19 protein-coding genes, 1 tRNA gene and 1 riboswitch are annotated in these 23,410 nt (G+C 71.0%); of the genes, 12 read left to right on the top strand and 8 right to left on the bottom strand.

The features are described from left to right. Positions 1-3: 3 nt before the first annotated feature. The 9 genes from OOJ98_RS01745 to OOJ98_RS01785 all read left to right on the top strand — a co-directional run bounded on the left by OOJ98_RS01745 (position 4) and on the right by OOJ98_RS01785 (position 10,557). A complete protein-coding gene (locus tag OOJ98_RS01745) occupies positions 4-1,290 on the top strand; it encodes a cytochrome P450 (protein WP_267052827.1) in 1,287 nt (428 codons plus the stop codon). A gap of 118 nt (positions 1,291-1,408) precedes the next feature. After that, the gene (locus tag OOJ98_RS01750) at positions 1,409-2,446 is read left to right on the top strand and encodes a transglycosylase family protein (protein ID WP_267052828.1); all 1,038 of its coding nucleotides are present in this window, start codon (positions 1,409-1,411) and stop codon (positions 2,444-2,446) included. Positions 2,447-2,703: 257 nt separating this feature from the next. After that, positions 2,704-2,873, top strand: a riboswitch (cyclic di-AMP (ydaO/yuaA leader). A gap of 2 nt (positions 2,874-2,875) precedes the next feature. Further along, complete coding sequence (locus tag OOJ98_RS01755) at positions 2,876-3,571, top strand: transglycosylase family protein (RefSeq protein WP_267052829.1); 696 nt, start codon at positions 2,876-2,878, stop codon at positions 3,569-3,571. A gap of 259 nt (positions 3,572-3,830) precedes the next feature. Then, positions 3,831-5,117 (top strand): phosphopyruvate hydratase, encoded by a 1,287-nt coding sequence (gene eno / locus OOJ98_RS01760; RefSeq protein WP_053725044.1) that lies wholly within the window; start codon positions 3,831-3,833, stop codon positions 5,115-5,117. A 118-nt stretch (positions 5,118-5,235) separates the two neighbouring features. Then, positions 5,236-5,724 (top strand): septum formation initiator family protein, encoded by a 489-nt coding sequence (locus OOJ98_RS01765; RefSeq protein WP_267052830.1) that lies wholly within the window; start codon positions 5,236-5,238, stop codon positions 5,722-5,724. 30 nt (positions 5,725-5,754) lie between these two features. After that, positions 5,755-6,309 (top strand): DUF501 domain-containing protein, encoded by a 555-nt coding sequence (locus OOJ98_RS01770; RefSeq protein WP_267052831.1) that lies wholly within the window; start codon positions 5,755-5,757, stop codon positions 6,307-6,309. Continuing rightward, positions 6,306-7,220, top strand: a complete 915-nt coding sequence (locus OOJ98_RS01775) for a Ppx/GppA phosphatase family protein (protein WP_267052832.1) — start codon at positions 6,306-6,308, stop codon at positions 7,218-7,220. The genes OOJ98_RS01770 and OOJ98_RS01775 overlap by 4 nt, the downstream gene beginning before the upstream one ends. 369 nt (positions 7,221-7,589) lie before the next feature. Then, positions 7,590-8,990, top strand: coding sequence for an NAD(P)/FAD-dependent oxidoreductase (locus tag OOJ98_RS01780; RefSeq protein ID WP_267052833.1), 1,401 nt, complete (start codon positions 7,590-7,592; stop codon positions 8,988-8,990). Positions 8,991-9,264: 274 nt separating this feature from the next. After that, positions 9,265-10,557 carry a cyclopropane-fatty-acyl-phospholipid synthase family protein gene (locus tag OOJ98_RS01785; RefSeq protein WP_267052834.1) on the top strand — a complete coding sequence of 431 codons (1,293 nt, stop codon included), beginning with the start codon at positions 9,265-9,267 and terminating at the stop codon, positions 10,555-10,557. 69 nt (positions 10,558-10,626) lie between these two features. Here the strand turns inward: OOJ98_RS01785 and OOJ98_RS01790 are convergent, their stop codons facing one another. Then, a complete protein-coding gene (locus OOJ98_RS01790) occupies positions 10,627-13,158 on the bottom strand; it encodes an ABC transporter permease (RefSeq protein WP_267052835.1) in 2,532 nt (843 codons plus the stop codon). Positions 13,159-13,242: 84 nt separating this feature from the next. Further along, the gene (locus tag OOJ98_RS01795; RefSeq protein ID WP_267052836.1) at positions 13,243-14,013 is read right to left on the bottom strand and encodes an ABC transporter ATP-binding protein; all 771 of its coding nucleotides are present in this window, start codon (positions 14,011-14,013) and stop codon (positions 13,243-13,245) included. A gap of 456 nt (positions 14,014-14,469) precedes the next feature. Between OOJ98_RS01795 and OOJ98_RS01800 the strand changes: the two genes are divergently transcribed. Together OOJ98_RS01800 and OOJ98_RS01805 are read left to right on the top strand one after the other, a co-directional pair. Beyond that, positions 14,470-14,551, top strand: a tRNA-Leu gene (locus OOJ98_RS01800). 155 nt (positions 14,552-14,706) lie between these two features. Then, complete coding sequence (locus OOJ98_RS01805; RefSeq protein ID WP_267052837.1) at positions 14,707-15,582, top strand: Bax inhibitor-1/YccA family protein; 876 nt, start codon at positions 14,707-14,709, stop codon at positions 15,580-15,582. An 82-nt stretch (positions 15,583-15,664) separates the two neighbouring features. Here the strand turns inward: OOJ98_RS01805 and OOJ98_RS01810 are convergent, their stop codons facing one another. From OOJ98_RS01810 to OOJ98_RS01820, 3 genes are all read right to left on the bottom strand, one after another. After that, the gene (locus tag OOJ98_RS01810; protein ID WP_267052838.1) at positions 15,665-16,879 is read right to left on the bottom strand and encodes a glycoside hydrolase family 64 protein; all 1,215 of its coding nucleotides are present in this window, start codon (positions 16,877-16,879) and stop codon (positions 15,665-15,667) included. 17 nt (positions 16,880-16,896) lie between these two features. Further along, entirely contained in the window at positions 16,897-18,297 is a 1,401-nt protein-coding gene (locus OOJ98_RS01815; RefSeq protein WP_267052839.1) for a glycoside hydrolase family 16 protein, read from the bottom strand. A 303-nt stretch (positions 18,298-18,600) separates the two neighbouring features. Then, positions 18,601-18,831, bottom strand: a complete 231-nt coding sequence (locus OOJ98_RS01820) for a DUF4287 domain-containing protein (RefSeq protein WP_267052840.1) — start codon at positions 18,829-18,831, stop codon at positions 18,601-18,603. Positions 18,832-18,931: 100 nt separating this feature from the next. Between OOJ98_RS01820 and OOJ98_RS01825 the strand changes: the two genes are divergently transcribed. Further along, complete coding sequence (locus OOJ98_RS01825) at positions 18,932-19,258, top strand: hypothetical protein (protein WP_267052841.1); 327 nt, start codon at positions 18,932-18,934, stop codon at positions 19,256-19,258. Positions 19,259-19,759: 501 nt separating this feature from the next. On the opposite strand, the gene OOJ98_RS01830 is transcribed toward OOJ98_RS01825, so the two are convergent. From OOJ98_RS01830 to OOJ98_RS01840, 3 genes are all read right to left on the bottom strand, one after another. Next, entirely contained in the window at positions 19,760-20,560 is an 801-nt protein-coding gene (locus OOJ98_RS01830; RefSeq protein ID WP_267055466.1) for a hypothetical protein, read from the bottom strand. A gap of 362 nt (positions 20,561-20,922) precedes the next feature. Continuing rightward, positions 20,923-22,143 (bottom strand): acetyl-CoA C-acetyltransferase, encoded by a 1,221-nt coding sequence (locus tag OOJ98_RS01835; protein WP_267052842.1) that lies wholly within the window; start codon positions 22,141-22,143, stop codon positions 20,923-20,925. A 144-nt stretch (positions 22,144-22,287) separates the two neighbouring features. Continuing rightward, positions 22,288-23,274 (bottom strand): SGNH/GDSL hydrolase family protein, encoded by a 987-nt coding sequence (locus OOJ98_RS01840; protein WP_267055467.1) that lies wholly within the window; start codon positions 23,272-23,274, stop codon positions 22,288-22,290. Positions 23,275-23,410: the final 136 nt, after the last annotated feature.

Here is a 23,410-nt window from a genome sequence, read left to right on the forward strand (position 1 = left end):
GGCGTGCAGGACGACTCCCCTCCTTCCCCCGCCCCCGAACTCTTCACCTGGGAGTTCGCCACCGACCCCTACCCCGCGTACGCCTGGCTCCGCGAGCACGCCCCCGTGCACCGCACCCGGTTGCCGAGCGGCGTGGAGGCCTGGCTCGTGACGCGGTACGGGGACGCCAAGCAGGCCCTCGCCGACCAGCGGCTCTCCAAGAACCCCGCCCATCACGCCGAGCCGGCCCACGCCAAGGGCAAGACGGGCATCCCGGGGGAGCGCAAGGCCGAGCTGATGACGCATCTGCTCAACATCGACCCGCCGGACCACACCCGGCTGCGCCGCCTGGTGTCGAAGGCGTTCACTCCCCGTACCGTCGCCCAATTCGCGCCCCGGGTGCAGGAGTTGACGGACCGGCTCATCGACGCGTTCGCGGCGAAGGGCGAGGCCGACCTCATCCACGACTTCGCCTTCCCGCTCCCCATCTACGCCATCTGCGATCTGCTGGGCGTCCCGCGCGAGGACCAGGACGACTTCCGCGACTGGGCGGGCATGATGATCCGGCACGGCGGCGGCCCGCGCGGCGGCGTCGCGCGCTCGGTGAAGAAGATGCGCAACTACCTCGCCGAGCTCATCCACAAGAAGCGCGAGAACCCCGGCGACGACCTCATCTCGCGGCTCATCGAGGCCAGCGACCACGGCGAGCACCTGACGGAGAACGAGGCCGCCGCCATGGCCTTCATCCTCCTGTTCGCCGGATTCGAGACGACCGTCAACCTCATCGGGAACGGGGTGTACGCCCTGCTGCGCAACCCCGGCCAGCGCGAGCGGCTCCAGTCCTCGCTCGCCGCGGGCGAGAGCGGCCTGCTCGAAACCGGCATCGAGGAACTGCTGCGTTACGACGGCCCCGTCGAGCTGGCGACCTGGCGGTTCGCCACCGAGGCGCTCTCCCTGGGCGGCCAGGACATCGCGGTGGGCGACCCGGTCCTGGTGGTGCTCGCCGCCGCCGACCGCGATCCGGAGCGCTTCGACGATCCGGACACGCTCGACCTCGGCCGGCGCGACAACCAGCACCTCGGATACGGGCACGGCATCCACTACTGCCTCGGTGCGCCGCTCGCGCGGCTGGAGGGCCAGGCCGCGCTCGCGACCCTGTTGCGGCGCCTTCCTGACCTGCGCCTCGCGGTGGAACCTGATGATTTGCGCTGGCGCGGCGGGCTCATCATGCGTGGACTGCGCACCCTGCCGGTCGAGTTCACCCCGCCCGCGGGCACATCCCATGACAAACGGAATCCCGGCGTCATCTGACGTTCCGTCAAGACTGTGACTTTTACGTGATCGCGGTGCCATCGACTTGTGACAGGCGTTCGAGTACGGCTACGTTCACCGTTCATTCGGCTCAGCAGTCACACGGAAGGCTTTTCGCATGCGCTCCGGGAATGGACGGCACCGTCGCCCCCGCCAGGCACCCGCTCTCGTCGTAGCGGCGGGAGTGACCGGGTCCGCGATCGCGCTTCCCCTGCTCGCCGCGACCGGCGCGAGCGCCGCGGACGCCGGCACCTGGAACCAGGTCGCCTCCTGCGAGTCCGGCGGGATGTGGAGCGCCGACTTCGGCAACGGCCTGTACGGCGGCCTCCAGCTCTCGCAGGCCACCTGGGAGGCGTACGGCGGCAACGAGTACGCGCAGCGCGCCGACCTCGCCAGCCGGGCCCAGCAGATAGCCGTCGCCGAGAAGGTGCTCGCGGCCAAGGGCCCGGACGCCTTCGCCGGCTGCGGCGCCGGCGCGGGTCTCGCCAAGGGCGGCGGCTCGGCGGACGTCGACCCGGGCGTGCCCGACACCTCCGACGGCACGCCGTCGTCCGCGCCGTCGGCCCCGGCCGACCCCGCCGCCAAGTCGCCCGACGCCACCGCGACCCCGGGGGGCGCGACCCCCGGCACCCCGGCCCCGGACGCCACGAAGCCGGGCGAGCCGGCCAAGTCGCCCACTCCCTCCGCCTCCACCCCGGCGAGCCCCGGCAAGCACCGCGGGACGCCCGCGCCGGAGGGGAGCACCGGCGCCACGCCGGGAACCGGCACGCCGTCGGCCCCGGCCGGCCAGTCCGGTGCGGGCACCCCGGGCTCCACCGGCACCTCGTCCGACTCCCGCGACGCGGGACGGCACGCCTCGCGGGGTGACGGTGCCTCACGCGAGACCGGCAACGGCCCTGCCGCGAGCGGCTCCTACACCGTCCGCCCCGGCGACAACCTCTCGGTCATCGCCGACGCGAACAAGGTCGAGGGCGGCTGGCCCGCGCTCTACCACGCCAACGAGCAGCTCATCGGCACCGACCCGAACCTCATCCTTCCTGGCCAGAGCCTGGACCTGAAGGACGCGACGGCAGCCAAGGCGGCTCCGGGAACCACCGCGGCGACCCCGGGATCCGGGTCGGCCGCCACCCCGAACTCCGTGCCGACGCAGGGTTAGTTCGCGGGTTTATGTCCGTTGTGTGCAAGTGAGACATGGGTCTCTTCGCTCCAACTGGCGTGTCCCGTCTGCCCGGTCCGTCCGTCCCGCCCCTCACCTGCGGAAACGTCCGTTCTGTGGCCGCAAGCAGGGGGGATTTCTCCCCGATGTGCGTCTTTGAACATTGGCGGGGCGTGTGTTTTCGTCGGACTCGCTCGTCACCACGAGCCCCGTCGACCGAGCACGCCGAATCCTGCCGTCGGCCGATGGGAACAGTCGACGCTTATGCGCCGTAGGCAGGAGCGGGGGACCCAAGGTAAGTGCCGGGCCCGGCAGTTCACGTGAACCGCCGAACCGGCTTGGGGTGAAGACGAGCGCATCGACGCTCGGCCGGGCAGCTCACGCCCGAACCCGACAGCTCACCTCGCAGGCGTCGGTGAGGAGAACTCCATGCTGCTTTCCGGCAAGGGCAAGCACCGCCGCCCGTCCAAGGCCGTCCGTGTCGCCACGCTGGCCGGTGTCACCGGTGCCGCCGTCGCCGCCCCGCTGATGGCGGCCGGCAACGCCTCCGCCGCCTCCGTCCAGACCTGGGACGCCGTCGCCCAGTGCGAGTCCGGCGGCAACTGGTCCATCAACACCGGCAACGGTTACTACGGTGGCCTCCAGTTCTCGAACTCTTCCTGGGCCGCCGCCGGCGGTACCCAGTACGCCTCGCGCGCCGACCTGGCCACCAAGGGCCAGCAGATAGCCGCCGCCGAGAAGCTGCTCGCGATCCAGGGCCCGGGTGCCTGGTCCTGCGCCGGCGCCGGCAACCTGACCTCGGGCGGCGCCAAGGCCGACGTCGACACCTCCGGTTCGTCCTCCTCGTCCTCGAAGTCCGCCAAGCCTTCGAAGCCGAAGAAGCAGGCCCAGCCGCAGCAGAAGTCCGAGCGCACCGAGTCCGCGCCGGCCAGCCGCAGCGAGCAGCGCAGCCAGCCGGTCAAGCAGGGCGACGGCGAGTACACCGTCAAGTCCGGCGACACCCTCGGCTCCATCGCGACGGCCAACCACACCGCGGGCGGCTGGCAGAAGGTGTTCGACCTGAACAAGGACATCGTGAAGGACGCGAACCTGATCTTCCCCGGCCAGAAGCTCCACCTGAGCTGAGACCGGGCCACCCCCAGGCCGCCCCGGCCCGGCGCGCATTCCCCCGTACGCGCCGGGCCGGGGTTTTCGCTGTTACCGGGCAGTAGTGTTGTGGTCCTTTGCCCGGGAATCGAGGTCCTTGGGCCCTTTTTCGTCCCAGGACGCGGGCACTCGGCTGGCCGGACCTCCAGAGCCGGTTAGGCTCTTGTCGCAAGGCCAACGCGACCCCGCATGTCCCTGCACCGCTTGCGTCACATCTAGCTTCACATCCCAGAAGGAGATGCTCGTGCCGTCCATCGACGTCGTCGTAGCCCGGGAAATCCTGGACTCCCGAGGCAACCCCACGGTCGAGGTCGAGGTCGGCCTCGACGACGGCAGCACCGGCCGTGCTGCAGTTCCGTCCGGCGCCTCCACCGGTGCCTTCGAGGCCATCGAGCTCCGTGACGGCGACCCCAACCGCTACGGCGGCAAGGGTGTAGAGAAGGCCGTCCTCGCCGTCATCGAGCAGATCGGCCCGGAGCTCGTCGGCTACGACGCCACCGAGCAGCGCCTGATCGACCAGGCCATGTTCGACCTGGACGCCACGGACAACAAGGGCTCGCTCGGCGCCAACGCCATCCTCGGCGTCTCGCTCGCCGTCGCGCACGCCGCCTCCGAGGCCAGCGACCTGCCGCTGTTCCGCTACCTCGGCGGCCCGAACGCGCACCTGCTGCCCGTCCCGATGATGAACATCCTCAACGGTGGGTCGCACGCCGACTCCAACGTCGACATCCAGGAGTTCATGATCGCCCCGATCGGCGCGGAGTCCTTCTCCGAGGCCCTTCGCTGGGGTGCCGAGGTCTACCACACGCTCAAGGGCGTCCTGAAGCGCAAGGGCCTGTCGACCGGCCTCGGCGACGAGGGCGGCTTCGCGCCGAACCTGGAGTCCAACCGCGCCGCCCTCGACCTCATCGTCGAGGCCATCAAGGAAGCCGGCTACGCCCCGGGCAAGGACATCGCGCTCGCGCTCGACGTCGCCGCGTCCGAGTTCTACAAGGACGGCAAGTACGAGTTCGAGGGCAAGTCCCGCTCGGCCGCCGAGATGACCGAGTACTACGAGGAGCTCGTCTCCGCGTACCCGCTGGTCTCCATCGAGGACCCGCTGTTCGAGGACGACTGGGCCGGCTGGAACACCATCACCTCGCGTCTGGGCTCCAAGGTCCAGATCGTCGGTGACGACCTGTTCGTGACCAACCCCGAGCGCCTCGCCCGCGGCATCGAGGAGGGCTCGGCCAACGCCCTGCTCGTCAAGGTCAACCAGATCGGCTCGCTGACCGAGACGCTGGACGCCGTCGAGATGGCCCAGCGCAACGGCTTCAAGTGCATGATGTCCCACCGCTCCGGCGAGACCGAGGACGTCACCATCGCCGACCTCGCCGTCGCGGTGAACTGCGGGCAGATCAAGACCGGCGCCCCGGCCCGCTCGGACCGCGTCGCCAAGTACAACCAGCTGCTGCGCATCGAGGAGATCCTCGACGACGCCGCGGTGTACGCCGGCCGCAGCGCCTTCCCGCGCTTCAAGGGCTGAGGCCATCCGGCTGAGCAGCATCAACGGCTGACGCCCTCGCCAGTCGTCCGTACGTCCCCGGCCGCGGTCCCGTACCGTGTCCGGGGACGTACGTGTGTGACGGGGAGGCGGGAGAGCGATGGGCAACGACGCCAAGGTCAAGGACCGCGACCGGTTCTCCACCGCGGCCCGGCTCAAGGTGCTCGGCGAGCAGACCGCGGCCCGCGTCTACCGCTCGCAGAACAAGCGCCAGGCCCGCCGCTCCCGGCTCACCGGCCGCGCGGCGCTGCTCGCCCTCGTCCTCTGCTCGCTGATCGTCGCGCTCGCCTATCCCATGCGGCAGTACGTGTCGCAGCGCGCCGACATCTCCGACCAGCAGCGCAAGGCCGCCGACGCCCGGACCGCGGTCGAGCAGCTGCGGGACGAGAAGGCGCGGCTCCAGGACGACGCGTACATCGAGAAGCTGGCCCGCGAGCACCTGCACATGCAGTTCCCGGGGGAGACCGGCTTCACCGTGGTCGACCCGGACGCGGCGGCCAAGCACCGCGAGGACAAGGGCGCCACCGGCCGCGCCTGGCACTCCAACCTCTGGGACGGCGTCGACAAGGCCGACCGTTCCGCCAACTGACCACCGCTAGCGATAGAGACTGACCCAGGCATGGAAACGCCCCCGCCCCAGACCGACCGCACCGAGCCCACCGACGCGGACATCGCCGCCTTCAAGCAGCAGTTGGGCCGCCCGCCGCGCGGCCTGCGCGCGATCGCGCACCGCTGCCCCTGCGGCAACCCGGACGTCGTCGAGACGGCGCCGCGCCTGGAGGACGGCACGCCGTTCCCGACGACGTACTACCTGACGTGCCCGCGCGCCGCGTCCGCGATCGGCACCCTTGAGGCCAACGGTGTCATGAAGGAGATGACGGAGCGTCTGGCGAGCGATGCCGACCTCGCCGCCGCCTACCGCGCCGCGCACGAGGACTACATCGCGCGCCGCGACGCCATCGAGGTCCTCGACGGCTTCCCGAGCGCCGGCGGCATGCCCGACCGGGTCAAGTGCCTGCACGTGCTCGTCGGCCACTCGCTGGCCGCGGGACCGGGCGTCAACCCGCTGGGCGACGAGGCGATCGCCCTGCTCCCCCAGTGGTGGGCGAAGGGCCCGTGCGTGACGCCGTGCGCCGAGGGTGAGGCGCCGTGCGCCGAGGGGGAGACCGCGTGACGCGCGTCGCCGCCATCGACTGCGGTACGAACTCGATCCGTCTACTCGTCGCCGACGCGGACCCGGCCACCGGTGAGATCACCGACCTGGACCGGCGCATGACCATCGTGCGGCTCGGCCAGGGCGTGGACCGCACCGGCCGGCTCGCCCCCGAGGCCCTGGAGCGGACGTTCGCGGCGTGCCGCGAGTACGCCGCGGTCATCAAGGAACTGGGCGCCGAACGCGTCCGGTTCGTGGCGACCTCCGCGTCGCGCGACGCCGAGAACCGGGACGACTTCGTCCGCGGGGTCCTCTCCATCCTGGGCGTCGAGCCCGAGGTGATCACCGGCGACCAGGAGGCCGCGTTCTCCTTCACCGGCGCCACCAAGGAACTCGACGGCGACGACGAGTACCTGGTCGTCGACATCGGCGGCGGCTCCACGGAGTTCGTCGTCGGCTCCAGGAGCGTCGAGGCCGCCCGCTCGGTGGACATCGGCTGCGTCCGGATGACGGAGCGTCACCACCCCGGCGATCCGGCGACGCCGGATCAGATCGACGCGATCCGCGCCGACATCGAGGCGGCCCTGGACCTCGCGGGGCAGAGCGTGCCACTGACCGAGCCGCGCACCCTGGTCGGCCTCGCGGGCTCGGTCACCACCGTCGCGGCGATCGCGCTCGGCCTGCCCGCGTACGACTCGGCCGCCATCCATCATTCACGGATCCCTTACGAGGACGTCGCCGCGGTCACCGGGCGGCTGCTCGCCTCGACGCACGAGGAGCGCACCCGCATCCCCGTGCTCCACCCCGGGCGCATCGACGTGATCGCCGCCGGAGCGCTGGTCCTGCTCGCCGTGATGGAGCGCGCGGGGGCCCGCGAGGTCGTGGTCAGCGAGCACGACATTCTGGACGGAATCGCCTGGTCGATCGCGTGATCGCGCTCCGCTGACGGCCTTCGGAGCACGTCTCCGAAGAAAGTTCGTGAAGTTCTTCACAAGGAAAAGGGGCCCTCGGGCCGAGGAATGTGGTTCCAGGACCGCTTTCTGAGGCCCGAGGGCCCCTCGCGTACACATTCCAGACGGTCCCGTCCGTGCTGTGCCTGCGTTTCCAACGGCGGTGGTCCACCATGCGCGAGGCGGGGGAGGCCAGTTCAGGAGGGGTGAACAACGTGTGCACCCCCGCCGTGGTTCCCTCGCGGCACCATGACCTCGCTCACGTGGGCCGCGCAGTGTAGCAGAGCCCCCTGCGATCCTTGTGAAGGGGCGCACGAGCAGGGGTCCACGGGCAGGGGGATACTCGATGGCATGAGCACCACGGAGCGTCCCAGGATCCTCGTAGTAGGTGGCGGGTACGTAGGCTTGTACGCAGCGCGACGCATTCTCAAGAAGATGCGTTACGCGGAAGCGACCGTCACGGTCGTCGACCCGCGCTCGTACATGACGTACCAGCCCTTCCTCCCCGAAGCCGCCGCAGGCAGCATCTCGCCGCGCCACGTCGTCGTCCCGCTGCGACGCGTCGTGCGTGGAGCCGAGGTGCTCACCGGCCGAGTCACCAGCATCGACCAGGACCGCAAGGTCGCCACGGTCGCGCCGCTCGTCGGCGAGGCCTACGAGCTGCCCTTCGACTACCTGGTCATCGCGATGGGCGCGGTCTCCCGCACCTTCCCGATCCCCGGCCTCGCCGAGCAGGGCATCGGCATGAAGGGTGTGGAAGAGGCCATCGGCCTGCGCAACCACGTCCTGGAGCAGCTCGACAAGGCCGACTCCACCACGGACGAGGACGTCCGCCGCAAGGCGCTCACCTTCGTCTTCGTGGGCGGTGGCTTCGCCGGTGCCGAGACCATAGGCGAGGTGGAGGACATGGCGCGTGACGCGGCCAAGTACTACACCAACGTCAAGCGCGAGGACATGCGCTTCGTCCTGGTCGACGCCGCCGACAAGATCCTTCCCGAGGTCGGCCCGGAGCTCGGCCGCTGGGGCAAGGAGCACCTGGAGGGCCGCGGCGTCGAGATCTACCTCTCGACCTCCATGGACTCCTGCGTCGACGGTCACGTCGTGCTGAAGAACGGCCTTGAGGTCGACTCCAACACCATCGTGTGGACCGCGGGCGTCAAGCCCAACCCGGCGCTCTCCCGCTTCGGTCTTCCGCTCGGCCCGCGCGGCCACGTGGACGCCCAGCCGACGCTCCAGGTCACCGGCACCGACTACATCTGGGCCGCCGGCGACAACGCCCAGGTTCCCGACCTCGCCTCGCGCAAGGCCGGTGTGGAGAACGCCTGGTGCCCGCCGAACGCCCAGCACGCGCTGCGTCAGGCGAAGGTCCTCGGCGACAACGTGGTCTCCGGCATGCGGGGCTTCCCGCAGAAGGAGTACTCGCACGCCAACAAGGGTGCGGTGGCCGGTCTCGGCCTCCACAAGGGCGTCGCGATGATCGTCATGGGCAAGATGAAGATCAAGCTCAAGGGCCGTCTCGCCTGGTACATGCACCGTGGCTACCACGGTCTCGCCGTGCCGACCTGGAACCGCAAGATCCGCGTCATCGCCGACTGGACGCTCGCGATGTTCCTCAAGCGCGAGGTCGTCTCCCTGGGCGCCATGGAGACCCCGCGCGAGGAGTTCTACGAGGCGGCCAAGCCCGCCCCGGCTCCCGCGGCCAAGTCCGCGGACAGCACGGACAAGGCCGAGGCGAAGGCCAAGGCCTCCTAGCACCACCCGTTTCCTCCCCGAAGGGGCCGTCCGCCATCCGTGGTGCGGGCGGCCCCTTCGGCGTACCCGGGGCGCGGCCCGCGCGCGGGGCGCACGGCCGGGAAGGGCTGCCGGAGGGCGGCCGGAAACCTCTGCCGAAAGGGCGGTTTCCGGCCAGGAAGATGGTGTATACAGACATCGTGGCGCTCCGGTGCGCGGTAGCGGGATTGCCCAGGGGGCGGGCACTGTTGTGCGGGGTGTTGGGACATTTCTGCGAAGCACGGAGGTGTGCACCATGGCCGACGCGGCGCTGCGGCTGACCGCTCTAGCCGAGGAATTGCTGGGAGAGCCTCTCCCGGTACGCATCCGCGCCTGGGACGGCAGCGAGGCGGGACCGCCCGGCGGACCGGTGCTCGTCGTACGCCACCGCCGCGCCCTGCGCCGCCTGTTGTGGAAGCCGGGCGAACTGGGGCTCGCCCGCGCCTGGGTGGCCGGGGAGATCGACGTCGAGGGAGACCTGTACACGGTCCTCGACCGGCTGGCGGGGCTCATCTGGGAGCGCGGCGGCGACCCCAAGGACGCCGTCCACCCCGTGCGCGATCCGAGGCTGCGCGCCGCGGCCAGGGCCCTGGTGAAGCTGGGCGGCGCGCTGCCCCCGCCGGCCCCGCCCGCCGAGGAGATGCGCCGCCGCACCGGACGGTTGCACACCAAGCGCCGCGACAAGGACGCGATCAGCCACCACTACGACGTCGGCAACGACTTCTACGAGCTGGTGCTCGGGCCGTCGATGGTCTACTCGTGCGCCTACTGGGAGCATCCCGGCTCGACCCTGGCCGAGGCCCAGCGCGACAAACTCGACCTGGTCTGCCGCAAGCTGGCCCTCAAGGAGGGCGACCGGCTGCTCGACGTCGGCTGCGGCTGGGGCTCGATGGCCATCCACGCCGCCCGCGAGTACGGCGCCCGCGTCGTCGGCATCACGCTCTCGCGCGAACAGGCCGCGTACGCCCGCAAGCGGATCGCCGAGGAGGGGCTCACCGACCGCATAGAGATCCGCGTCCAGGACTACCGGGACGTCAAGGACGGCCCGTTCGACGCGATCTCCTCGATCGGCATGGCCGAGCACGTCGGCTCCGTACGGTACGCGGAGTACGCGGACATCCTGTACGGACTGCTCAGAGAAGGCGGCCGGCTGCTCAACCACCAGATCGCGCGGCGGCCCGAACGCGACGAATCTGCTTACCACGTCGACGAGTTCATCGACGCGTACGTCTTCCCCGACGGCGAACTCGCGCCGCTGGGCCGCACCCTGGCCACCCTGGAGGAGGCCGGCTTCGAGGCCCGCGACGTCGAACCCATCAGGGAGCACTACGCCCTGACGCTGCGTCAGTGGGTGGCGAACCTGGAATCCGACTGGCCCCGCGCGGTGCGCCACACCAGCCCCGGCCGGGCCCGGATCTGGCGCCTCTACATGGCGGCCTCGGCGCTCTCCTTCGAGCGCAACCGGATCGGCGTCAACCAGATCCTCGCGGTGAAGACGCCGGAGAGCGGGGCCTCGGGCATGCCGCTGCGGGCCCGTACCTGGAACTGAGCGCGCGAAGGGCCCCGGAGCACTCCTCCGGGGCCCTTCGACTGCCGTGCCGGATCAGCCGGTTGCCGCCTATTCCGTCTTGATGGCGGTCAGCATGTTGAGCTTCGCGGCGCTGCGGGCCGGCCACATCGCGGCGAGCACGCCGACCAGGCCGGCGAGGACCAGGAAGATGCCGATCCGGCCCCACGGCAGCACCAGGGCGTAGTGCGGGATCGAGGTCTTGATGGTCTGGCCGATGGCCCAGGCGAGGAAGGTGCCGAGGCCCACACCGATCACCGCGCCGAACAGCGAGATGACGACGGCCTCCAGGCGGATCATGGTCTTGACCCGGCTGCGGTCCAGGCCGATCGCCCGCAGCATGCCGATCTCCTGCTGACGCTCGAACACCGACATCGCGAGGGTGTTGATGACTCCGAGGATGGCGATGATCAGGGCCATGCCGAGGAGCCCGTACATGATGTAGAGCATCGTGTTGATCATGCCGCCGAGCTCGTTGCGGATGTCCTGCCGGTCCATGATGCTGATCGCCGGGTTGTCACCGAGCGCCGCGACCAGGGCCTTCTCGTTGGCGCTCGTGGCCCCGCCGTCCATCTTGATGTAGATGTTCGGGATGTAGGGCTTGGCGTCGTGCGGAGCGAGCAGGGCCGACGGCACGAGGAAGGAGTCCAGCGCCTCGTTCTCCTTGAACGTCGCGCCGATCGTCACCCGGCCCTTCTTCTTGTCGGTGAACTCGACGGGGAGCTGGGTGCCGGGCTTCCAGCCGTGCTTGGCGGCGGTCTTCTCGTCGACGGCTATCCGCCCCTGGCCGAGCGTGGCGAGGGAGCCGGCCACCGGCTCGACGTTGATGACCTTCTCGATGTCGCCGGGCGTGACCCCGGCCACCGACTGACCGGTGCCGTCGATCTGGAGGTACGCGCTCTCGTTGGGAGAGACGGCCGAGACACCCGGAGCCTTGCGCAGCGCGGGCAGCACGTCCTTGTCGAGGCCGGAGCCGTTCGCCGCGTTCTGGACCATGTAGTCGGCCTTGATGTTGGCCGTGGTCGACTTGTCCATCGCCGTGCCGAGCGTGACACCCAGTACCGAGAGGCCGGTGACGAGGGTGAGGCCGATGGCGAGCGCGGAGGCGGTGGCGCCGGTGCGGCGCGGGTTGCGCACCGCGTTCTGGCTGGCGAGCTTGCCGGAGACGCCGAACACCTTGCTCAGGCTCGGGCGTACGAGGGCGATGACCGGCCGGGAGAGCAGCGGGATCAGGATGATGATGCCGATCAGGGCGAAGAAGGCGCCGGCACCGATGATGTACTTGCCGTCCTTGCCCGCTGCCGCGCCGGCCACGATGGCGGCGGCGCCGGCGAGGGTGATCACGCCGCCGATGGAGTTCCGTACGACCAGGGACTTGGTGGTGGCCACGCCGTGCACGCTGTTCATCGCGGCGACCGGCGGGATCTTCGCGGCGCGCCAGGCGGGCAGCAGCGCAGCGATCACGGTCACGAGGATGCCGACCGCCAGCGAGGCGATGACCGGTGTGGACGAGACGATCAGTGGGCCTGCGGGGATCTTGGCGCCGAACAGGCCGATCGCGGAGCGCAGCGCGGTGGCGAGGCCGATGCCGAGCGCGAATCCGATGGCGGAGGCGACGGTGCCGACGACGAGCGCCTCGGCCAGCACCGAGCGGCGGACCTGGCCGCGGGAGGCGCCGACGGCGCGCATCAGGGCGAGCTCGCGGGTGCGCTGGGCGACCAGCATGGTGAAGGTGTTGGAGATCAGGAAGATGCCGACGAAGAGCGCGATGCCGGCGAAGACGAGCAGCATCTGGTTGAGGCCGCTCAGCCCCCGCTCGATGTCCTTGGCCTCCTCGGCGGCGAGCGCCTTGCCGGTCTTGGCGCTCGCGTTCTCGGAGAGCAGCGGCTTGACCTCGTCGAGGATCTTCTGGGCGTCGGCGCCGGGGGTGGCCGTCACGCTGGCGTTCTGGAACCAGCCGGGCTTGAGGTAGAGCTTCTGGGCGACAGCGGTGTCGAACAGGACGAGGCTGCCGCCCGCGTTGACCGCGCCGTCCTCGGTGGTGAAGACGCCGGTGAGCTTGTAGGTCTTGACCGGCCCGTTGGTGGCGACCCGCACGGTGTCGCCGACGTGGTACTCGCCCTTGGCGGCGGTGTCCTTGTCGAGGGCGATCTGGTCGTCCTTCACCGGGCCCGTGCCCTGGGCGAAGGTGTACGAGGGGTCCTTGCCGTCCTGGCCGGGCGCGAAGTTGCCGCCCTTGTTGGCCCAGCCCTGCCCGATCAGCTTGCCGTCGGTGCCGGCGACTCCGGCGAACCCGTCGACCCGGCCGGTGACGGAGGCGACCCCGTCGAGCTTCTCCACCTTCTGGAGCGTCTGCTTGCTGACGCCGGGGTCGCGCTCGGTGTCGTCGGCGCTGCCGTACGAGGTGACGGCGACGGCCACCTTGTCGTAGCTCTTGGCCGACTGGTTGCGGAAGGCGTTGCCGAGGGTGTCGGTGAAGACGAGCGTGCCGGACACGAAGGCGACGCCGAGCATGACGGCGAGCACCGTCATCAACAGCCGGGCCTTGTGCGCGAGCACGTTGCGCAGGGCGGTCTTGAACATGGGGTTTCTCAGTCCTGGGGTGAAGGTCGCGATGGGCCTGGTGTCAGCGGGCCGGGTCCGGGGCGGAGCCGCGGCGGCTCGGGGTCAGCTGGTGCGGCCCTTCGCCTCGAACGCCTTCATCCGGTCCAGCACCCCGTCCGCGCTGGGCCGCAGCATCTCGTCCACGATCCGCCCGTCGGCGAGGAATATGACCCGGTCCGCGTAGGACGCCGCGACCGGGTCGTGGGTCACCATGACCACGGTCTGCCCCAGCTCCCGCACCGAGTTCCGCAGGAAGCCCAGGACCTCCGCGCCGGAGCGCGAGTCCAGGTTTCCGGTCGGCTCGTCACCGAAGATGATCTCCGGCTGGGAGGCGAGCGCGCGGGCCACGGCGACGCGCTGCTGCTGGCCGCCGGAGAGCTGGGTGGGCCGGTGACCGAGCCGGTCGGAGAGGCCCACCATGGAGATGACCTGGTCGAGCCACTCCTTGTTGGGCTTGCGGCCCGCGATGTCCATGGGGAGCGTGATGTTCTCCAGGGCGGTCAGCGTGGGCAGCAGGTTGAACGCCTGGAAGATGAAGCCGATCTTGTCCCGGCGCAACTGCGTGAGCTGCTTGTCCTTGAGCGAGCCCAGCTCGGTGTCGCCGATGCGGACCGCGCCGGAGCTGAACGAGTCGAGACCCGCCACGCAGTGCATCAGCGTGGACTTGCCGGAACCCGAAGGGCCCATGATCGCGGTGAACTCGCCCTGCCGGAAGTCGACCGTGACCTGGTCGAGGGCGACCACCTGGGTCTCGCCCGTGCCGTAGACCTTCGACAGCTCGATGGCGCGGGCGGCCACCGCGGTCGCGCGGTGTGCGGTGGGGATGGTGGTCACGGAGGTACTCCTGTCGAGCGGCTTTCGGGGACGTCTCCATCCTTCCGGCCGCCGGCCGCCACATCGTCAGCCCCTGTGCCCGTTCACCGGCCCTCTCGAGTCGGACGGCACGGGGCCCTCCGTCCTCCTGAGGTATGACGGCGCCCCTGAGACGCCGCCCGGAGCCGAGCCGGGGTCCAGCCGGAGCCGAGCGCCGCTCCGGCCGGGCTCCGCCGAGCCGTGCCAGCGTCTCTCACTGGGCGGAACGGGGCATCGACTTTCCGTCATTCCATAGCCGCATATCGGGGTACCCCGGACGCCCTGCCAACCGCCTCCGGCATGTGCCAACACCGCTCCGAGCTGTGCTGACACACCCTCAGGCGTCAATAAAATAAGACAACATCGGATGGTTGTTCCGCTGTTCGGGGGATGCGTCGGGCTAGGCTCGTCCCGCGAAACGCGGAGCCGCGCGCCCTGGCCCGGATGGTGGAACGCAGACACGGCGAGCTTAAACCTCGCTGGCCTTCGGGCCGTGCCGGTTCAAGTCCGGCTCCGGGCACTCCCAGCAGGATCCGGCTTCCCGCGCGTCGGGGTGCCGGACCCTTGCACCACCCTCCTCCCCGCGTGAAGATCCTCCCTAGGCAGTACGTGGTTTCTTTGCATGCCCATTACCCTTGACGGCAAGGCCGCGCAGGGCGGCCATGGAGGAGTGAGATGAGGAGCAGCAACCCGGTCTTCTCGCGACGGGGCTTCAGCCGCGACAACGGCTACGCCGGTTTCAACACCGCGCAGCAGCCGCAGGCCGGGGGCAACCCGTACGCGCAGGCGCCCAGCAACCCGTACGCGACGAATCCGTACGCCCAGCAGGACACGCAGCTCGGCGCCCCGCAGGCGCCGGCCCGTTCCGGTGTGATGACGATCGACGACGTGGTGACGCGCACCGCGCTCACGCTCGGCACCGTCGTCGCCGGTGCGGTCGTCGCCTGGCTGGCGCTGCCGGTCGACGCGGCGAACATCGGCAAGTCGTACGGCATCGCCATCGGCGCCGCGCTGATCGCGTTCGTCCTCGCGATGGTCCAGTCGTTCAAGCGCAAGCCGGTCCCGGCGCTGATCATCGGGTACGCCGCCTTCGAGGGCGTCTTCCTCGGCGTGATCAGCTCGGCCGTCACCACCCATGTGTCGGCGGGCGCGGTGCCCCAGGCGGTGCTCGGCACGATGGCGGTCTTCGCCGGTGTGCTGATCGCCTACAAGACCCGGCTGATCCGGGTCAACCGCCGCTTCACCGGCTTCGTCATGGCCGCGGCCATCGGCTTCATGCTGCTGATGCTGGTCAACCTGCTGTTCTCGGCGATCGGCGGCGGTGACGGCCTCGGCTTCCGCAGCGGCGGCCTCGGCATCGCCTTCGGCATCATCGGCATCGTCCTCGGCGCCTGCTTCCTCGCGATGGACTTCAAGCAGGTCGAGGACGGCATCACCTACGGCGCTCCGCGCGAGGAGTCCTGGCTGGCCGCCTTCGGCCTCACCATGACGCTGGTGTGGATCTACCTGGAGGCGCTGCGGCTGATCTCCATCCTGCAGGGCAACGACTGACGCCGACCCCGGCGCACGTCACGAGGGGCCCCGCCCGGCACTGCTGCCGGGCGGGGCCCCTCGCCGTGTGCGGGCCGGAGCCCTACCAGCCGATCGAGAGCGTCAGATCCGTCGGCGGGTTCGCGTTGCCCAGGATCTGCACCGACGACTGGTCATTGATGTCGTCGTACGGGAAGCCGTACGCGCGCCCCGCGAGGCCCACCGTGTGGAAGAAGGCCGCGTAGTCGTTCTTCGGGGTCGCGCCCTGGTAGTAGGCGGACGGGGTGTGCCACAGGGAGGTGTTCTGCGCCACGCCCCGGTTGAACGCGGCGCAGAACTCCGCGCCGAGCCGCTTCTCCACGTCGCCGCCCGAGGCGAGCGCCCCCGAGCAGGCCATGACCTCGCGCGAGGTCGGCTTGTTCAGGGTGTAGGGCCCCGCGCCGTTCCTGGTGAAGGTCAGGGCGGACCCCGTGACGTGCCCGGAGAACGTCTCGCCCGGTGCGCTCAGGGTGAAGGGGTGCGCGGCGTAGTAGCTCCAGGTCTGGTCGATGGCGGCGGTCAGGTAGTCGCCGGGGAAGCCGGCCGCCGAGCGCGGGGCCACGATCCGGTAGGCCGACTGGAGCGGCTTGAAGGCCGCCCCGACGCTCGACGCGTACGCCGCCATGACGTCGGCGCGCGACCGGCTGATGCCCCGGGTCGTGTCGTAGCCGCTGGAGCTCTGGCGGAGCCGGGCGGTCATCGGGAAGCCGAACTGGTCGACCTGGGTGGTGTTCCCGCCGTACGCCGCCTGCCCGTTGACGAAGGTGTACTCGTACCAGTCGTAGTAGACGTCGTTGTTGGGGTCGGTCGGGTTGTTCGGGTCGGGGCCGCCCCAGCCCTGGTCGTCGGGCGAGACCGGGATGTACAGCGGCGAACCGAGCGAGAGGTAGATCCGGCCGCCGCGGATCGAGGACGGCGACGGCACCCGGCCGCCCACCTGGGCCAGCGTGAACGACATGTTCGGGTAGTTCACGCCGTGCTTGGAGAGGTGGCCCGGCGCGGTCGCGTCGAGGTGGCTGATGTGGGCCGTGCTGCCGTCCGGCTTGAGGTACGACCACTGGCCGGGAGTGATCTGGCCGAGCACGGTGACGTAGATCCGCGCGTCGGCGTACGCGCCATGGGTGTTGTTCTGGAAGACGATCGGGAAGCCGGCCGCGTCGGCGCGCGGGGCGGTCGTGGCCGGCGGGGTGCCGGCGGCCGTCGCCGTGCCGCCGCCCGCGCCGAGGAACAGGAGCGCGCTCGCGGTCGCGGCCGCCAGGAGGAGCCGTACGGTCTTCATGTCTGTCCGCCCTCCTGTCAGTGGCCGAAGCCGAACCAGTTGACGTTCACGAAGTCGGCGCCCTGGCCGCTGGTGAAGGTCAGATAGACGTCGTGGGTGCCGGTGACGCCACTGATGTTGGCCGGGACGGTCCGCCAGCTCTGCCAGCCGCCCGTGTTGGCCACGGCGAAGCTGCCGATCGGCGCGCTGCTCCGGCTGTCCAGGCGGACCTCCACCAGACCGCTGACCCCGCCGGCCGCGCCGCTCGCCACCCTGGCGGAGAACTGCCTGGCCGCGTTCGTACCGAAGTTCACGCCCTTGTAGAGCGCCCAGTCACCGTTGGCGACCGAGCCGATGTCCTGGCCGCCGCCGCTGTCCGTGGTGGCCTCCGCGGACACGCCGGACTGCTGGTCGTACGACTCGGCCTGGACGGTGCCGTACGCGTCACGGCTGCCCGACGGCGGGGGTGTGGTGGGCGGGGTGGTGCCCGAGCCGCCGGCCTGCCGCACGGTGACGTAGTCGACGACCAGCGGGTGGCCCGGCTGGGTGCCGGCGTCGGGGCCGCCGCCGAACGCGTCGGGGAAGCCGCCGCCCATCGCGACGTTCAGGATGACGAAGTAGCCGTGGTTGGTGGCGTTGGTCCAGGTCGCCGCGTCCACCTGGTTCTGGCTCACCGTATGGAAGTTGACGCCGTCCAGGTAGAAGCGCATCTGCTCGGTGGCGCCCGAGCGGTCCCACTCGACGGCGTACGTGTGGAAGCCGCCCTGGCAGGTGGCGCCGGAGCAGGCCTGCTGGCCGCCGATGCCGGTGGTCTCGTTGCAGGGGCCGCCGGGGCTGGTGCCGCAGTGCATCGTGGACCAGTTGTTGTTCAGGCCCTGCACGTTCTCCATGATGTCGAGCTCGCCGATGCCGGGCCAGTTCCAGTAGTTGCCGCGGAACGGCGCGCCCAGCGCCCAGAACGCCGGCCAGTACCCCTTGGCGGCGGCGCCCGTCACGTCGGGCATCTGGAGCCGCGCCTCGATGCGCAGCTTGCCGCCGGCCGGGGGCTGGAAATCGGTGCGCTTCGTCTCGATGCGGCCCGAGGTCCAGTGGCCGGAGGCGTCGCGCTGCGGGGTGATGCGCAGGTTGCCGGCGCCGTCGAGGGCGACGTTGCTGGTGGCGGAGGTCATCGTCTCGACCTCGCCGGTCCCGAAGCCCGCCGGGCCGCCGGGGTAGCTGGTGCCGGTCGTGTACTGCCAGTTGGCGGTGTTGACGCCCGAGCCGGCCGGGCCGTCGAAGTCGTCGGTGAAGACGGTGGTCCAGCCGGCGGGGGGCGGCGGGGCGGAGGCGCTGGCGGGCAGCGCGACGACGGCGGCGCTCGCGGCAGCGAGGCCGAGGGTGGCGAGCACGGCGGTCAGGGCTCGCCTGGCGGGGTTTCGTCTGTGGGGTGACGGGCGCATGTGGGGGTGCCTCTCTCGGAAAGAGAGCGCTCTGAGAGCGCTCTCAACGACGGGCTGCGCGGTCACTGTGCTCCCCGGCGTCCGGAGCGTCAAGAGGTAAAACAGTGAAAGGCCTTGCGGGGAAGGGGAGTTCACGTTGTGAAGGCGGTACGGTCCGGGCCGGGCGCGGCGGGTTCCCGCATGCCGTGCTCCGCAGCCGACCGGCCCAGGCAGCACGACGCCCCGCCGACCGGGGGTCGGCGGGGCGAAGGGGCGGTGCGCTTCCCACGGGGGTGCGGGGAAGCCGTGCTATTCCTCCCGGAACTAGAGCAGGCGGCGCGCGGCGCGCCTCATGTCGTACTCATGGATGATCGCCTTGGCGTGCCCATAGGCGAGATCGTGCTCGCTCCGGAGCCAGCTGACCTTCTCCTCGAAACGGAAGAGGGAGGGGCCTTCCTCGACGGTGCGGAGCCAGTCGGACACTTCACGACCGGTGCAGTGGGGGATGCGGGAGAGCAGGTTGCGGTGGGTCTCTTCGGAGAAGACTTGGGACATCGGCGCCTCCGGAGGCGTTGCGCTGCGTGGTCCTTCACTGCACCGTGCCTCAGCGTTCGCGTATTGGCAACAGTGCGGGACGGGCGCGTAGGGTCGCGGCGTGCTCGATGTGAACCCCTTGATCTTGGCCGTGGACCGCTTCGCCGACCGGCTGCGCGCCGCCCCCGAAAGCCGCCTGCGGCGCGGCGCGGCGGCCGAAGGGCTCGCCCTCGCGCGCGAGTTGGCCCTGCGGGCGCAGCGCGTGGAGAGCCCGGAGCGCGAGCCCCTGCTCATGCCGGACGCGGGGATGTTCTCGGTGGCCGACCAAGTCAAGGTCGCGGGGCGGGACTTGGCCCAGGCCCTCCACGCGACGAAGGCTCCGCCGGCGGGGGAGCCGGAGGGGGCGGTGCGGGTGGTTGAGGCGGCGGAGGGTCGAGCGTTCGGGTAGCCCCGGGCGGCTCGGGGTGTTCCGGCCCCTCCCGGGGCCAGGCGCCACCTCAGCCCGTCCGGCTGCCCGCCGCGGGGCCGTGCGGCCACCTCCGCAGCCCCGCTTTCGGGTGCGGACCGTGCTCGCGTCTCGCGCAGTTCCCCGCGCCCCCTGGCGGGGTTGGGCCTTGGCAGGGTGTTCAGCAGAGGTCACCTCAGCCTGTCCGGCGTTTGAGGACGAGCGCCCTTCAGGCGCGACACGGGGTCTGGGGCGGAGCCCCGGGCAACCCCGCTTTCGTCTGCGGACCGTGCTCGCGTCTCGCGCAGTTCCCCGCGCCCCTGGTAGGGCACCCGGAGCCGGGCCCGCCGCTCGCGCCCACCGCGGCGGAGCCGCGCGAAAGGCACAGCCCCGCGCCCCTGTAAGGCACCCGGAGCCGAGGTCACCTCAGCCTGTCCGGCGTTTGAGGACGAGTGCCGTCAAGGCGCGACACGGGGGCTGGGGCGGAGCCCCAGGGGGGCGGGGTCAGAGGGAGGCGATTACTCGGTCCGCGAGGATGTACACGCTTTCCTCGCCGCACAGGAACGTCAGCGCATACGCACCCGACACACCCGACCCGCCGAGCAGAACCGGCGTCAGGCCGTCGCGCAGGGCGCTCGCGAGGCGCTCCGAGGTCTCGCGGTGGCCCGGGGTCATGCAGAGCGTGGTGCCGTCGGCGAAGACGTACACGTCGAGCGTGCCGAGCGGGCCGGGCCGCACGTCCGCGAGGGCGGTGCGGGACTCGGCGAGCTCCTCGAGGCGCGACACCGTGGCCTCGTGGTCGGCGACGACGGGCGTCTGGACCGGCACGAAGTCCGGGTGCGAGGGGTGGCGGCGGCGGGCCGCGGCCAGCTCGGGGGAGTCCTCGGGGAACTCCTCCACCATCTCCAGCGCTTCGGCCTCCAGGCCCACGAAGTCCGCCTGGCGGGGCAGGAAGAGCGCGGCGTCGTCGCCGAGGCCCGCGAGCCCGCCCAGCATCGGGGAGGGCGCGTCGGCGGCGTCCCTGGCCTCCTGGGCGGCCCAGAAGGCACGCGCCTCGGCCAGCTCGCGCTCGCGCTCCTCGGCGAGCGCCTCCGCGACGGCGGCCCGTATGTCGGCGGCCGGTGTCGCGGAGGAGCGGGCCTGGTGCGGCAGGCTCACGCCGTGGTCGGCGCGGTGGTCGGAACGGGCGGCTGCCAGGTCTTCGCGCAGAGCCACGACCTGCTTGCGCAGCCCGTGGGCGGCGTGCAGGGCAGCGGCGCCCACGGCCGTGGCAGCGGCCGTGGTCAGCAGCAGGGCAAGAGGCATGGCGCTCACTGACGTACTCCCGGATTCAAACGATTCCCCGACTTCCTACATCAGCTTGTCGTGAGCCCGCCCTCGGTGTCAGTGCATTACGTCACGAAATGGACAGGTCTTTGGGCCTCGGGTTTACCGGCACACCGGCCCTGACCTGGGAAAAGGGTCTCCGGGCAGGAGATACGTCACATCCTGGGGGAGATTCGGTCACGGTTAGGACGCGGAACGATTGGCTGTGAGCGCCCTGTGGGACGCGAGAGCCCAGGTCAGGGCAGCAGGGGGCGCTTTCCCCGGCCGACCGGTGGCGGCCGGGGCGTCAACGCTGCGTCGACGAAGGGTCAACGCAGCGCTCCCGGCCGCCCGGTGGGGTTTCAGCTGAGGCGCTCGATGACCATCGCCATGCCCTGGCCGCCGCCGACGCACATGGTCTCCAGGCCGAACTGCTTGTCGTGGAACTGGAGGCTGTTGATCAGGGTGCCGGTGATGCGGGCGCCGGTCATGCCGAAGGGGTGGCCGACCGCGATGGCGCCGCCGTTGACGTTCAGCTTGTCCAGCGGGATGCCGAGGTCCTGGTAGGACGGGATCACCTGGGCGGCGAACGCCTCGTTGATCTCGAAGAGGTCGATGTCGTCCACGGTCAGGCCGGCGCGCTTGAGCGCCTGGCGGGACGCCTCGACCGGGCCGAGGCCCATGATCTCGGGCGAGAGGCCCGTGACGCCGGTGGAGACGATGCGGGCCAGCGGGGTCAGGCCCAGCTCGCGCGCCTTGGTGTCGCTCATGATCACCAGCGCGGCGGCGCCGTCGTTCAGCGGACAGCAGTTGCCGGCCGTGACGAGTCCGTCGGGGCGGAAGACGGGCTTGAGGCCCTGCACACCCTCGACCGTGACGCCCGCGCGGGGGCCGTCGTCCTTGCTGACGACCGTGCCGTCGGGGGTCGTGACCGGGGTGATCTCGCGCTCCCAGAAGCCGTTCTTGATGGCTTCCTCGGCGAGGTTCTGCGAGCGGACGCCGAACTCGTCCATCTCCTGGCGCGAGATGCCCTTGAGGCGGGCCAGGTTCTCGGCGGTCTGGCCCATCGCGATGTACGCGTCCGGGATCAGACCGTCCTCGCGCGGGTCGCGCCAGCTCGCGCCCTCGGACTGCGCGACGGCGGCGGTGCGCGCCTCGGCGTCGGCGAAGAGCGGGTTGTGGGTGCCGGGCATGCCGTCGCTGCTGCCGTTGACGGAGCGGGAGACCATCTCGACACCGGCCGAGATGAACACGTCGCCCTCGCCGGCCTTGATGGCGTGCAGCGCCATGCGGGAGGTCTGCAGCGAGGAGGAGCAGTACCGGGTGATGGTGCAGCCCGGCAGGTGGTCCATGCCCATCTGCACGGCCACGATGCGGCCCAGGTTGTGGCCCTGCTCGCCGCCGGGAAGGCCGCAGCCGAGCATCAGGTCGTCGATGTCGCGCGGGTCGAGGCCGGGGACCTTGGCGAGCGCGGCCTGGATGATCGTGGCGGTCAGGTCGTCCGGGCGCAGGTCCTTGAGGGAACCCTTGAAGGCGCGGCCGATGGGGGAACGGGCGGCAGAGACGATCACGGCTTCGGGCATCACGGCTCCAAGGGATGGGAAGGCAGGACTCCTTGGGAAGTTACCCGTACGTAGTGGATTGGTCATCCGGGGTGGCGTGTGATGCGGGACTCTTTTCTAAGCGGTTGCTCAGCGGCCCCGGCGCACCCCGGGTGCCGCTGCGCGTCAGGGCCGTGTGTGCGAGCCGTTGGGGGTCGGCTCCACCGGACTGGGCAGGCGCCGCCTGCGGCGGTACTTGAGCAGCGCCCACGGCGCCCGCGCGCCCGTGACCTCCGTGCCCGCCTGCGCCGCCGCGGCCGAGGCCGCCTTCGCCACCGGCAGGATGTCCTCGTTGCGCGAGGCGTCGGGGTGGTCGGACTCGGGCCACAGGGCGAGCGAGGCGCACAGCGTGGGCAGCACGGCCATCGCCGCCGTCGCGTACCCCTCGGCCGACGGGTGGTAGTTGTCGGGTCCGAACAGTTCACGCGGATTGGCCTCGAACTCCGGGCCGAGCAGATGGCCCAGCGACACCGTGCGGCCGCCCTGCTCCACCACGACGATCGTCTGCGCCGCCGCGAGCTGGCGCGACACGCGGCGGGCCAGCCAGCGCAGCGGCTGGTAGACGGGCTCGATGGTGCCGAGGTCGGGGCAGGTGCCGACCACCACTTCGGCGCCCGCGGTACGCAGCCGGCGCACCGCTGTCGACAAGTAGCGCACCGACGTGGTGGGCGCCATGCGGGTCGTGACGTCGTTGGCCCCGATCATGATCACGCAGACGTCGGGGATCCGGTCGGGGTCGGCGAGCAGCAGGGACACCTGGCGTTCCAGATCGTCCGAGCGGGCCCCGGGCAGTGCCACGTTGCGCAGCGTGACCATGCGCTCGGCGACCGCCGCGAGCCCGGAGGCGAGCAGCGCGGCCGGGGTCTGGCCCGCCCGGCGCACGCCCTGGCCCGCGGCCGTGGAGTCGCCCAGCATGCCGAGCCTGAGCGGCGGCGTACCGTCGGCGAAGGCCGTCCCGTACAGTCCGTCCGCGTTCGGCACCTGGGGGGAGCCGCCGCCCACCGTGCGTTTAGCGAGGGCCAGCTCGGCCAGCACGACACCGACCGCGGCCCCGGCCAGCAGCCCGATGCCGCCGCCGCCGAACGCCGCGCCCGTCGCGATCCGCCGTGCCACCCTCGCCCTCGACAGAGTGCCCGCCACCGCCACCTCCCAGGAGCTTGCAGTCGTACACCAGCTAACTGCCCGGTAGCGGGTGTCGCTCAATCCAGCGCAAAGGTGAACACCCCCTCGCGGTCCGCATACGCTGGCC

Source organism: Streptomyces sp. NBC_00083 (genome assembly GCF_026343295.1).
In the GTDB taxonomy this organism is placed as follows: Bacteria; Actinomycetota; Actinomycetes; order Streptomycetales; family Streptomycetaceae; genus Streptomyces.

Excerpts from the sequence above, each read along its gene's own strand:
- OOJ98_RS01785 (WP_267052834.1), top strand. The coding sequence starts at position 9,265 with ATGGCCGACGCGGCGCTGCGGCTGACCGCTCTAGCCGAGGAATTGCTG.
- OOJ98_RS01755 (WP_267052829.1), top strand. The coding sequence starts at position 2,876 with ATGCTGCTTTCCGGCAAGGGCAAGCACCGCCGCCCGTCCAAGGCCGTC.
- OOJ98_RS01820 (WP_267052840.1), bottom strand. The coding sequence starts at position 18,831 with ATGTCCCAAGTCTTCTCCGAAGAGACCCACCGCAACCTGCTCTCCCGC.
- OOJ98_RS01780 (WP_267052833.1), top strand. The coding sequence starts at position 7,590 with ATGAGCACCACGGAGCGTCCCAGGATCCTCGTAGTAGGTGGCGGGTAC.
- eno (WP_053725044.1), top strand. The coding sequence starts at position 3,831 with ATGCTCGTGCCGTCCATCGACGTCGTCGTAGCCCGGGAAATCCTGGAC.
- OOJ98_RS01810 (WP_267052838.1), bottom strand. The coding sequence starts at position 16,879 with ATGAAGACCGTACGGCTCCTCCTGGCGGCCGCGACCGCGAGCGCGCTC.
- OOJ98_RS01790 (WP_267052835.1), bottom strand. The coding sequence starts at position 13,158 with ATGTTCAAGACCGCCCTGCGCAACGTGCTCGCGCACAAGGCCCGGCTG.
- OOJ98_RS01830 (WP_267055466.1), bottom strand. The coding sequence starts at position 20,560 with ATGCCTCTTGCCCTGCTGCTGACCACGGCCGCTGCCACGGCCGTGGGC.
- OOJ98_RS01815 (WP_267052839.1), bottom strand. The coding sequence starts at position 18,297 with ATGCGCCCGTCACCCCACAGACGAAACCCCGCCAGGCGAGCCCTGACC.
- OOJ98_RS01765 (WP_267052830.1), top strand. The coding sequence starts at position 5,236 with ATGGGCAACGACGCCAAGGTCAAGGACCGCGACCGGTTCTCCACCGCG.
- OOJ98_RS01835 (WP_267052842.1), bottom strand. The coding sequence starts at position 22,143 with ATGCCCGAAGCCGTGATCGTCTCTGCCGCCCGTTCCCCCATCGGCCGC.
- OOJ98_RS01805 (WP_267052837.1), top strand. The coding sequence starts at position 14,707 with ATGAGGAGCAGCAACCCGGTCTTCTCGCGACGGGGCTTCAGCCGCGAC.
- OOJ98_RS01770 (WP_267052831.1), top strand. The coding sequence starts at position 5,755 with ATGGAAACGCCCCCGCCCCAGACCGACCGCACCGAGCCCACCGACGCG.
- OOJ98_RS01750 (WP_267052828.1), top strand. The coding sequence starts at position 1,409 with ATGCGCTCCGGGAATGGACGGCACCGTCGCCCCCGCCAGGCACCCGCT.